At 69.4% G+C, this 11,490-nt stretch carries 10 protein-coding genes; 6 read left to right on the top strand and 4 right to left on the bottom strand.

Features of this window, described 5'->3' with window-relative positions; all coding sequences use genetic code 11:
- The first annotated feature begins 502 nt into the window (after positions 1 to 502).
- The 3 genes from ACN5KJ_RS06610 to ACN5KJ_RS06600 all read left to right on the top strand — a co-directional run bounded on the left by ACN5KJ_RS06610 (position 503) and on the right by ACN5KJ_RS06600 (position 5,374).
- Entirely contained in the window at positions 503 to 3,304 is a 2,802-nt protein-coding gene (locus ACN5KJ_RS06610) for a molybdopterin oxidoreductase family protein (RefSeq protein WP_418592776.1), read from the top strand.
- A gap of 74 nt (positions 3,305 to 3,378) precedes the next feature.
- On the top strand, positions 3,379 to 4,128 hold the full coding sequence (locus tag ACN5KJ_RS06605; protein WP_418592775.1) for a 4Fe-4S dicluster domain-containing protein: 750 nt from the start codon (positions 3,379 to 3,381) through the stop codon (positions 4,126 to 4,128).
- Positions 4,129 to 4,492: 364 nt separating this feature from the next.
- Positions 4,493 to 5,374, top strand: coding sequence for a dimethyl sulfoxide reductase anchor subunit family protein (locus tag ACN5KJ_RS06600; RefSeq protein WP_418592773.1), 882 nt, complete (start codon positions 4,493 to 4,495; stop codon positions 5,372 to 5,374).
- Positions 5,375 to 5,824: 450 nt separating this feature from the next.
- Here the strand turns inward: ACN5KJ_RS06600 and ACN5KJ_RS06595 are convergent, their stop codons facing one another.
- From ACN5KJ_RS06595 to ACN5KJ_RS06580, 4 genes are all read right to left on the bottom strand, one after another.
- Positions 5,825 to 6,436 (bottom strand): DUF1523 family protein, encoded by a 612-nt coding sequence (locus ACN5KJ_RS06595; protein WP_418592772.1) that lies wholly within the window; start codon positions 6,434 to 6,436, stop codon positions 5,825 to 5,827.
- Positions 6,437 to 6,449: 13 nt separating this feature from the next.
- A complete protein-coding gene (locus tag ACN5KJ_RS06590; RefSeq protein WP_206562943.1) occupies positions 6,450 to 6,719 on the bottom strand; it encodes a hypothetical protein in 270 nt (89 codons plus the stop codon).
- Positions 6,720 to 6,806: 87 nt separating this feature from the next.
- The gene (locus ACN5KJ_RS06585; RefSeq protein ID WP_206562942.1) at positions 6,807 to 7,139 is read right to left on the bottom strand and encodes a hypothetical protein; all 333 of its coding nucleotides are present in this window, start codon (positions 7,137 to 7,139) and stop codon (positions 6,807 to 6,809) included.
- A gap of 198 nt (positions 7,140 to 7,337) precedes the next feature.
- Positions 7,338 to 8,135, bottom strand: a complete 798-nt coding sequence (locus tag ACN5KJ_RS06580) for an alpha/beta hydrolase (RefSeq protein ID WP_418592770.1) — start codon at positions 8,133 to 8,135, stop codon at positions 7,338 to 7,340.
- Between the two features lie 78 nt (positions 8,136 to 8,213).
- Between ACN5KJ_RS06580 and ACN5KJ_RS06575 the strand changes: the two genes are divergently transcribed.
- The 3 genes from ACN5KJ_RS06575 (at position 8,214) to ACN5KJ_RS06565 (ending at position 11,443) form a co-directional block, all read left to right on the top strand.
- Entirely contained in the window at positions 8,214 to 9,686 is a 1,473-nt protein-coding gene (locus tag ACN5KJ_RS06575) for an NAD-dependent succinate-semialdehyde dehydrogenase (RefSeq protein WP_418592769.1), read from the top strand.
- 35 nt (positions 9,687 to 9,721) lie between these two features.
- Positions 9,722 to 10,039 (top strand): hypothetical protein, encoded by a 318-nt coding sequence (locus ACN5KJ_RS06570; RefSeq protein ID WP_347166434.1) that lies wholly within the window; start codon positions 9,722 to 9,724, stop codon positions 10,037 to 10,039.
- Between the two features lie 201 nt (positions 10,040 to 10,240).
- Positions 10,241 to 11,443, top strand: a complete 1,203-nt coding sequence (locus ACN5KJ_RS06565) for an aminopeptidase P family protein (protein ID WP_418592767.1) — start codon at positions 10,241 to 10,243, stop codon at positions 11,441 to 11,443.
- Positions 11,444 to 11,490: the final 47 nt, after the last annotated feature.

Here is an 11,490-nt window from a genome sequence, read left to right as displayed (position 1 = left end):
GGCTTTTCGATGCCGGTCAAGCCCGGGGCGCGCGCCGCCTGTCGACGGGCCTGTCGGACGCAGCCGAGGACAGGGGCGAAAACAGCCACCGCGACCGCCGCAAGGCCACCATCGCCGACCAGCGGGCCCGGACGACCAGCCTGATCGCGCCCACAACCCACCGGACGCCGGAACAGCCCCTCCCCCGCGATGCCCTGCCCCCCTCGGTGGCGGGGATCGGCGCACGCCGGAGGGCTGAGGCGCATCGCCCCCCGCGACCCGGGCATCCACACTCGGCAGGCCTTCGCCCCGGGGCACCGGCGCCACCAGCACCCCCCGGCAAAAGGGCTCCTGACCCCTGCTTCTTCTTGGCAAAAATACCAATCTCCGGGGTCAGCCCCGGGCGGCTCGGCCCGCCGCCCCTGTGCTCCGGCGCCATGTCGCCAGCCGCAGCGGCAGCGGCCAAGCCCGCCCTTGCCCAAATCCCGACAATCGCTAGGGTTTCCCGCATGGGAGTGCGCCGATGAAAGACGAGGCAGAGATCGACCTGACCCCGGCGGTCTCCGACACGGTCCGCAAGACCACCTGCTACATGTGTGCCTGCCGCTGCGGCATCGACGTCCACCTGAAGGACGGGCGCGTGACCTATATCGAGGGCAACCGCGACCACCCGGTGAACCACGGCGTGCTCTGCGCCAAGGGCAGCGCCGGGCTGATGCAGCACCTCTCCCCGGCGCGACTGCGGGCGCCGCTGCGGCGCACAGGCCCGCGCGGATCCGGCCAGTTCGAGGAAATCTCCTGGGAAGACGCGCTGGAGACGGCGCGCGGCTGGCTGGCGCCCCTGCGCGAGACGGCGCCGGAAAAGCTCGCCTTCTTCACCGGGCGCGACCAGAGCCAAAGCTTCACCGGCTGGTGGGCGCAGCAGTTCGGCACCCCCAACTACGCGGCGCATGGCGGCTTCTGCTCGGTCAACATGGCGGCGGCGGGGATCTACACCATGGGCGGCGCCTTCTGGGAGTTCGGCACCCCGGACTGGGAGCACGCGCGCCTCTTCCTGCTGTTCGGCGTGGCAGAGGACCACGATTCGAACCCGATCAAGCTGGGACTGGCCCGGCTGAAGGAACGCGGCGCCAAGGTGATCGGGATAAACCCCGTGCGCACGGGCTACAACGCCATCGCCGACGACTGGGTGGGCATCACGCCGGGCACCGACGGGCTGCTGGTGCTGTCGCTGGTCCACTGCCTGTTGAAAACGGGGCGGATCGACACGGATTACCTGTCGCGCTTCACCAATGCGCCGGTGCTTCTGGTCTCGGACCCGAAATCGCCGGACTTCGGCCTCTTCCTGCGCGACGACGCGGGCCGCCCGCTGGTGATCGACCGCCGCACGGGCAAGCCCGCCGCATGGGACGCGCCCGGGGTGCGCCCGGACCTCACCGGCACCCTGCGCCGCGCCGGGCAAACCCATGTCAGCGTCATGCACCGCATCGCGGAACGCTACCTGTCGGACGCCTACACGCCCGAGGCGGTGGCCGGGCGCTGCGGCCTGCCCGCCGCCCGCATCCGCGCGCTGGCGGCGGAAATCGCCCGCGCCGCCTTTGACGCGCCGGTGGTGCTGGACCGCCCGTGGACGGATTTTCGCGGCGCGCGGCACCAGACCATGACGGGCCGCCCGGTCGCCATGCACGCCATGCGCGGCGTCTCGGCCCATGCCAACGGCTTCCAGACCTGCCGGGCGATCCACCTGCTGCAGATCCTCATCGGCGCGGTCGAGACCCCCGGCGGGATGCGGTTCAAGCCGCCCTACCCCAGGCCCGCCGAGGCGCACCCCCGCCCGCACTCTCGCGCCCGACCGGGGCAGTCGCTGGACGGCCCGCATCTGGGCTACCCGCAGGGCCCCGAGGATCTGGCGCTCAAGCCCGACGGCAGCCCGGCGCGGATCGACAAGGCCTTTACCTGGGAAAACCCGCTGTCGGCGCATGGCCTGATGCACATGGTCATCTCGAACGCGCACGCGGGCGATCCCTACCGCATCGACACGCTGTTCCTCTACATGGCGAACATGGCGTGGAATTCCTCGATGAACACGCGCGGCACCATGGCTATGCTGGCAGACACCGACGACAGCGGCGCCTATGTCATCCCGCATGTCATCGTCTCGGACGCCTATTCCTCGGAGATGGTGGCCTATGCCGACCTCGTGCTGCCGGACACCACCTACCTCGAACGCCACGACTGCATCTCGCTGCTGGATCGTCCGATCTCGGAACCGGATGCGGCGGCGGACGCGATCCGCTGGCCGGTGGTGGAACCGGACAGGGACGTGCGCGGCTTTCAGTCGGTGCTCTGCGATCTCGGCGCGCGGCTGGGCCTGCCCGGCTTCACGGCACAGGACGGCGGGCCGGAATTCCGCGATTACGCCGACTACATCATGCGCCACGAACGCCGCCCCGGCATAGGCCCGCTGGCAGGCTGGCGCATGGGCCCCAATGGCCTGCAACACGGACGCGGCGGCCCGAACGAGGCGCAACTGGACAGCTACATCGGGCAGGGGGGCTTCTTTCAGGCGCATGTCCCGGCAGAGGCGGCCTATTTCAAGCCCTGGAACCGCGCCTATCAGGACTGGGCGGTGGGCCTCGGCCTGACCGACAAGCCCGCCCCCTACCTCTTCCAGCTTTATGCCGAGCCGCTGCGCCGCTTCCAGCGCGCCGCCGAGGGGCACGGGCCAGAGCAGCCGCCCGACCACCTGCGCGCCCGCATCGCGCAGACCCACGATCCGCTGCCGCTCTGGTACGAACCCGGCGCGGCCAGGGGTTTTCCCCTGCACGCCCTGACCCAGCGGCCCATGGCCATGTACCATTCCTGGGGCTCGCAGAACGCCTGGCTGCGGCAGATCCACGGACAGAACCCGCTCTACGTGCCGACCGCGCTGATGCGCGAACACGGGCTGACCGACGGCGACTGGGCGCGGCTGACCTCGGCGCATGGCTCGATCACCGTGCCGGTGCTGGAAATGGCCGCGCTGAACCCGCAGACGGTCTGGACATGGAACGCCATCGGCAAGCGCGGCGGGGCCTGGGCGCTGGACCCCGGCGCCCCCGAGGTCACCAAGGGCTTCCTCATGAACCACATCATCCACGAGCTGCTGCCGCCCAGGGGCGACGGGCTGCGCTGGTCCAACTCGGACCCCATCACCGGGCAAGCCGCCTGGTTCGATCTGCGCGTGCGCCTCGAAAAGGCCGCAGGGCCGGAGGCGGCGATCCCGCCGCAGGCCAGCCCCGTCCCGCCCGCCCCGGCATCGCGCCCCCGGACAAAGGGCTCCTGACCCATGCTTCTTCTTGGCAAAAATACCGACTGCCACGGCCAGCCCCGGGCGGATCGGCCTCCCGGAGGGCACCCATGACCACCCTGCCGCCCCCCGGCCCGGTCAAGCTGGGCCTCGTCATCGACCTCGACACCTGCGTCGGCTGCCATGCCTGTGTCGTGGCCTGCAAGGGCTGGAACGATCAGGCCTATGGCGCGCCGCTGTCGGATCAGGACCCCTATGGCGCCGCGCCCTCGGGCACCTTCCTCAACCGCGTGCACAGCTACGAGGTCACGCCGCCGGACGCCCCGCCGCAGCTGGTGCATTTCCCCAAGTCCTGCCTGCATTGCGAGGATGCGCCCTGCGTCACCGTCTGCCCCACCGGCGCCAGCTACAAGCGCGCCGAGGACGGCATCGTGCTGGTCAACGAATCCGCCTGCATCGGCTGCGGCCTCTGCGCATGGGCCTGCCCCTATGGCGCCCGAGAGATGGACGGCGCCGAGCAGGTGATGAAGAAATGCACCCTCTGCGTCGACCGCATCTACAACGAGGTCCTGCCCGAGGAAGACCGCCAGCCCGCCTGCGTCCGCACCTGCCCGGCGAAGGCCCGCCATTTCGGCGACCTGAACGACCCGGAGAGCGCCGTCAGCCAGCTGGTGGCCGAGCGGGGCGGGATCTCGCTGATGCCCGAGATGGGCACGAAGCCCGTCAACCAGTACCTGCCCCCCCGCCCCCACGACACCTGGGAGGGCGAGGTCGATGTGCTCACCCCCTGGCTGGAGCCGGTGGCCGAAGAGCCGAAAGGCTTCCTCGCATGGCTCGACAAGACGCTGGAGCGGCTGTGAGACGACCCGACTTCGCCCCGACGCCCCGCTATCGCACCGCGCGCCACAGGCCCGCGAGCCGGGGCAGCCATGGCGCCAGGCCGCAGGCAAAGGCCCCGGCCCGGCTCCTGCGCCCCCTGCCACCCAAAGAGCCGGACCGGCGCGCCGCTTGCCTCGCCCGCTGTCACCGCCCGCGCTTGATGGACCCGGGCGCGGCGCTGTCGTTGCCCTGCGGGTGGATCGATCGACACGCCACCTGCACAAACCTCGGCGGCCCCCTGCGGCGAGCCGACCGGCGCGCGCAGCACCGCAACCCGTCGAGGCCGGATCCCGCCGCAGCCCACGCGCTGGGGTCACACCGCGCCACCCGCCGAAGGAGACGCTGATGCATCCGGCGCGCTCGCTGATCCTGTTCACCACACTGTCGGGCCTCGGCTTCGGCCTGCTGACCTGGCTGGGCCTCGACCCTTCGCCGCCCGGGGGCTGGGTCGCCTTCGCCTTCTTCGGCCTGGGTTTCGCGCTGGCACTGGGCGGGCTCGCGGCCTCGGCCTTTCACCTCGGCCACCCGGAGCGCGCCCTGCGCGCCTTCACGCAATGGCGGTCAAGCTGGCTGTCGCGCGAGGCCTGCCTCTCGGTCGCGGCCCTGACGGTTTCCGGCCTCTACGCCGCCGCGCTGGTATTCTTCGGGGCGCATGTGGCGCCGATGGGCTGGCTCTCGGCCTTGCTGTGCCTGGCCACGATCACCGCAACCGCGATGATCTACACCCAGCTGCGCACGGTGCCGCGCTGGCACCACTGGTCGACGCCCGCGCTCTTCGGGCTGACGGCGCTGGCGGGTGGCGCGCTGCTGTCGGGGCGCACGACCGTTGCCGCCGTGCTGCTGACCGCCACGGGGCTGGCGCAGCTGGGCTGGTGGCAAAGCGGCGACCGGCGCGAGGCGGCCCAGGCCAGCACCCGCGCCTCCGCCACGGGCCTCGGCGCGCCCGGCACCGTGCGCCCCTTCGAGCCGCCGCACACCGGCGACAGCTACCTGACGCGAGAAATGGCCTTTTTTGTTGCCCGAAAACATGCGCAGAAACTGCGGATGATCGCGCTGGTCCTGATGGCGGGCCTGCCGGCGCTCTTGCTGCTGGCGGCCCCCGGCCATGTCACCGGCGCGCTGGCCCTGCTGATGCATCTGGCGGGAACCCTTGTCGCGCGCTGGCTGTTCTTTGCAGAGGCGCGACACGTCATGGCGCTGTACTACCCGCCCCGGGCCGAAAGCTAGGCCATGCCGACTGTCCTGATGCTGCCCCTGTCTGCGCTGGCCGATACCGCGCCGCGCGGGCGCAAAAGGCGCTGAGCGGCTGGGCGCCGGTTCTGTCGGCGCAGGATGGCGAGACAGGGAAAGACGCACTGGACCGGCTGACCAATGTGGTCTCCTCTCTCAGCACAACGGACTGGCCGAGGCGATGGATTGCGGTGCCCTGCATGCCCGCGCCGGGCACGCCGTGGATCAGGCCGCAGAGACCTGCCTGCAACAGGCCGACCTGCGCCGCCATCGCCGCAAGGCGCAGGGCCGGACCGATAGGCTAAACAGAGGGCGCTACGCCCGCACCCCGGCCCTGAAAGCCGGTCGCCTGCCGCAGGAAGGTCGCGGACCGGCTTTCGCCCCCCTCACCGGGAACAGGCGCAGATCCCCTTGCGGTTCCCGGCCCCCTCGGAGCGCATCGGCCCACTAGCGCCGGAACCAGCCCTTCACGCGGTCGCTGCCCGCGTCGAGGCGGTCGCCGGTGCGCTCGAGCGCCGGGTCGATGCGGCGCGTGCGGAAGCGCAGCCAGCGCACCCGCAGGGCCCAGAAGACCGCCAGCAGCACCACCAGCACCACGATGGTGGTCCAGGGGATGATGCGCACGTCCGGGCCTTCGACCGTGCGGACGGAAATGGCGTTCGGGAAGATCGACAGGAACTCGTTGCGCCAGCCGTAATGCTTCAACGCCACCCAGCGCGGGTTGTCCGGGGCCGAGCGCATGTCCGTCGCCTCGGCCTGCAGGTTCGAGGTGTCGAACTTGAAGTAGGGCGGCCAGCCCCAGCCCGTGTCCTCGTTGCGGTAGACCATGATCTTGCCGTTCTCCAGCCGGGTCTGGATGAAGAAGACGTCGCGGCTGGGCAGGGTGCCGTCGGCGCCCACATCGGCCTGCGCCCAGAACCAGCGGTTCTCGCCCGGGTCGACGCGCTTTTCGTAGGTATCGGTGATCCGCACGATATCGTGCTGCGGCAGCGTGTAGTGCAGCACCATGCCCACCAGCAGCCAGAAGACGATGATCAGCGTCCATTTCACGTAGGTCATGCGGCGGGGCCTTTCATTCGAAGTTGGTGCGGTAGACGATCAGGGCCACAAGACACAAGGGCAGCAGGTAAACAAGCAGCAACAGGGTCCTCGTGCGGCGTTTGTCATGCTCTGCCAGTTCCTCGCGGACATAGTCCTCCCGGTCGCGCGGCTCGTCCGCCTCGGCGGCCCAGTCGTCCTGCAGCAGGTCGCGCCTGCGTGCCCGAAGGTACAGCCACAGCGACCCGTAGACCACCGTCAGCACGACGAACCCCATGATCAGAAACCGCGCAAGCGCGAACATTGCCGTCTCTCCTTTGGTTCAGGTGATACGGCTGGCGCTGAAAATCAACGACGAATGGCCCGGGGCGGAGCAGTTTGGCCGGGCCTGTCACCAAGTTGCGGTCTTCCAGCGGCCCGGCGCGGTGCTGACCGCCAGCACGAGGACCGGCGCCCAGATCAGCGCGGCCTTCAGCCCCAGCGCGGCAAAGTGGCGAAAGGCCGGGGCCGCGTTGTCGCCCGTCAGCAGCGCGAAAGTGGCCCCGCGCAGGTGGTAGAGCAACGCGAAGCCAAGGCCCGAGACCGCCCAGAGCAGCAGCGCAGAGAGCCCGGCCAGCGCCACCAGCCCGCCGGGGCTTTCGGGCACCAGAGGCTCCAGCCCGCGCGGCACGAGGATCGCGGCGGCGATCAGCAGGACGGCGGGCAGGGCAAGCGACAGGATCATGCCGCAAGATCTGGGGCAATGCGCCCACCGGATCAAGGCGATCACGCCGCCACCGTCCGGACACCGCGCATCCGGGGCCATGCGCGCAGCGGATCAAGTCTGCGACGGCTGCCCCTCCAAGCGCAGACCCGGCAGCGGTGCCCCGTTTCCCGGCGCCCCGGCGGCCACGTCCCCGTCTCGATACCCGGCCCCTTGGCCTTATCGGTCCAGCAGCGTCGTCACCATGGCGCTGTCCGGGTCCTTCAGCGCGTCGATGACGTCGAAATGATGCTTGCCCGGGACCACCACACTGCCGCAGCCCCATGCCTTTTCCAGCCAGCGCGCGTGATCGAGGAAGACGGGCCTTTCGTCGCCGCCCACCTGCACCGTCACCGGCACCTTTGGCGGCGCCATGGCAATCGGGCTTTCCGCCATGGCCTCGGCCCGGTCCAGACCCAGCACCGCGTTCATCGTCAGGTCCAGCAAGGGCCGCAAGTCGCTGAGCGGAGAGATCGGCATCACATGCGCCACCCGCCCGGCCACCGCCTCGGGCAGCATGCCGGGCGCCAGCATCCGCGCCACGAGGTGCCCGCCCGCGGAATGCCCGGTCAGGCGGATGGGGCCGCTCACTTCCTGCGCGGCGACGGTGACGGCCTGCGCCACCTGCCGGGTGATGTCGCGGATGCGCACCCGGGGGCAGAGGTCATAGGACGGCATCACCACCGCCCAGCCCCGCGCCCGCGCGCCCTCGGCGAAATGCGACCAGATCGAGCGGTCGAACTTGTGCCAGTAGCCGCCATGGACAAAGACGACGAGGCCCTGCGGCACGCCCTCGGGCAGGAACAGGTCCATCATCTCGCGCGTTCCATGGCCGTACATCAACCCCGGCCTCAGCCGCCGGGCGACCGAAAGACGGGCGCGATAGGCCTCGGCCTCCGCCTCCCAGCGGGGTGGAAAGCTGGCGGCATCGGGGATATGCGCCGCATTGGCATAGGCATCGTCATTGGGGTTTGGCATGGTTTCCTGGCTCCGGCTCTCGACAACGATCGAAACAGATGCTCAGGCTGATGCCAAGACTTGGACAAGGAGGGCAAGATGCTCGACCATGCGACCAACCTGAAATCCCTGCTGAAGGACCCGGCCCTGCTGGAAACCCGCGCCTATATCGACGGCGCATGGGTCGAGACCGCCAAGACCTTCGAGGTGACCAACCCGGCGCGCGGCGACGTCATCGCCAAGGTGACGGACCTCAGCCGCGAAGAGGTGGCGACGGCCATCGACGCCGCCCATGCTGCACAGCCGGACTGGGCGCAATGGACCGGCAAGGAACGCGCCGCCGTCCTGCGCCGATGGTTCGACCTGATGATGGAGAACCAGGACGACCTTGGCACCATCATGACCGCCGAACAGGGCAAGCCGCTGGCCGAGGCGAAGGGAGAGGTGGCCTATGGCGCCTCTTTCGTCGAGTTCTTCGCCGAAGAGGCCAAGCGCATCTACGGCGAGACCATCCCCGGCCATGCCCGCGACAAGCGCATCACCGTGATCAAGCAGCCCATCGGCGTCGCCGCCTCGATCACGCCGTGGAACTTCCCCAACGCGATGATCACCCGCAAGGCCGCCCCCGCGCTGGCCGCCGGCTGCGCCTTTGTCGCCCGCCCCGCCGCCGAAACGCCGCTGTCGGCCATCGCCCTTGGCGTGCTGGCGGAACGCGCGGGCATCCCGGCGGGCGTGTTCAACGTGGTGCCCTCGTCCTCCTCCTCCGAGGTCGGCAAGGAATTCTGCGAGAACCCCAAGGTGCGCAAGCTGACCTTCACCGGCTCGACCGAGGTCGGGCGCATCCTGCTGAGGCAGGCCGCCGATCAGGTCATGAAATGCTCGATGGAGCTGGGCGGCAACGCGCCCTTCATCGTCTTCGACGACGCCGATCTGGATGCGGCGGTCGAGGGCGCCATCGTCTGCAAGTTCCGCAACAACGGCCAGACCTGCGTCTGCGCCAACCGGATCTACGTGCAGGACGGCGTCTATGACGCCTTCGCCGAAAAGCTGGTCGCGGCGGTCGGCAAGCTGAAGGTCGGCGACGGCCTGGAAGAGGGCACGGACCTTGGCCCGCTGATCAACCAGAAGGCCATCGACAAGGTGCAGGAGCATATCGCCGACGCCAGGTCCAAGGGCGCCACGGTGGTCTACGGCTCGGAAACGCAGGACCGCGACGGCGCCTTCTTCGGCCCGACCGTCGTCACCGGCGCGACGAAGGACATGGCCTTCTCGACCGAGGAAACCTTCGGCCCTCTGGCGCCGCTCTTCCGCTTCAGGGACGAGGACGAGGTGATCGCACTGGCCAACGACACGATCTTCGGCCTTGCCTCGTATTTCTACGCGCGTGACCTCAGCCGCGTGTACAAGGTCGCCGAGGCGCTGGAATACGGGATCGTGGGCGTCAACACCGGCCTGATCTCGACCGAGCTGGCGCCCTTCGGCGGCGTCAAGCAGTCGGGTCTTGGCCGCGAGGGCAGCCACCACGGCATCGAGGATTACCTCGAGATGAAATACATCTGCATGACGGTATGACGAGCCGCGACCCGGCGGCCGCTGACGGGCCGTCCATGCTTGCCCGGTTGCGCGCCGAGGCCCATACCGGGTCCGGCGCGCGCTGGCTGTATTCCGATCAGGCCGACGCTCTGGCGCGCTATGCGCTGAAGTTCCACGAGGGCGTGCGCCTGATGGAGGCCTGCGCCCCGACCTTCCACGAACCGGTCCGCGATGTCTCGTGGGAGATGATCGGCGCGGATTGCGAGGGCGAGAACTGGGAGGATCACCGCGACCCCCAGCGCGCCTACCGCCTGTTCCGGGCCAAGCTGCGCAGGGCCGCGCAGGACGGCGTGCGGCTGAAGTACAAGCTCTGGCTGGGACGCGGCGCCTAGCCTCCGGCCCGGGCCGGGGCAGGCGCGTCCCCTCGGCGCCCCAACTTTCCCCTTGCCAGACAGACAGCCTTGCGCCAACGCTTGCCCCATAGGCCGGGCGATGGCGTCGCCCCCAGCATGGCCCTGTCCGTCCTGCACGCCGGGACCTTGCTTTGCCGACGCGGCGGGGAAGGTCCTTCCCTCCGCGACAAGGAGGGTTTCATGGAACGTCCCCAGCACTACCGCTTTCATCAGGGCGAAAAATCCCTGCCCTTTGCGCCCGCCGAATACGACGCGCGCCTGAAGGGCCTGCGGGCCATCATGGCCGAGACGGGCGTCGAGGCCTGCGTGCTGACCTCGATGCACAATATCGCCTACTACTCGGGCTTTCTCTATCTGTCCTTCGGGCGGCCCTACGGGCTGGTCGTCACCGCAACCGACAGCGTCACCATCAGCGCGGGCATCGACGCCGCGCAGCCCTGGCGGCGCAGCCACGGCGACAATATCACCTATACCGACTGGGCGCGGAACAACTTCTGGCGGGCGGTGGAAACGGTCGCCGGCACCGGCAAGGTGGTGGGCTACGAGGGCGATCACCTGACGCTGGTGCAGATGTCCCTGCTCGAGGAATTCCTGCGCCCCGCCCTGAGCCTCGACATCGCCCCCGCCACCATGCGCCAGCGCATGATGAAATCCCCCGCAGAGCTTGACCTGATCCGCGCCGGGGCCGCCGTGGCGGACGTGGGCGGCTATGCCATCCGCGAGGCCATCCGCGAAGGCACGCGCGAGATCGACGTCGCCATGGCGGGCCGCGACGCGATGGAACTGGAAGTCGCCAAACGCTTCCCCGAGGCCGAGTACCGCGACACATGGGTCTGGTTCCAGTCCGGCATCAACACCGACGGCGCCCACAACCCGGTCACATCCCGCAAGCTCCGGCGCGGGGACATCCTGTCCCTGAACGCCTTCCCGATGATCTCGGGCTATTACACCGCGCTCGAACGCACCCTCTTCGTGCAAGAGGTCGACGCGGCCAGCCTGAAGATCTGGCAGGCCAATGTCGCCGCCCATGAATACGGCATGTCGCTGCTGAAACCGGGCGCCACCTGCTCCGAGGTGACGGGCAGGATCAACGCCTTCCTCGCCGAACGCGACCTGCTGCAATACCGCACCTTCGGCTACGGCCACAGCTTCGGCCTGCTCTCGCATTACTACGGCCGCGAGGCCGGGCTGGAACTGCGCGAGGACATCGACACGGTGCTAAAGCCCGGCATGGTCATCAGCATGGAACCGATGCTGACCATCCCCGAGGGCCAGCCCGGCGCCGGGGGCTACCGCGAGCACGATATCCTCTTCATCACCGAAGAGGGCGCCGAGAACATCACCGGCTACCCCTACGGCCCGGACACCAACGTCGTTGGATGACCCGCCCGGCGGCCCGTTTCCCCGGGCCGCCCCACGGAGGCACGACA

The sequence above is a fragment of the Ponticoccus sp. (in: a-proteobacteria) genome, assembly GCF_048381735.1.
The sequence above is the reverse complement of the archived record's forward strand: the minus strand, read 5'-3'. Positions and strand labels throughout refer to the sequence as shown.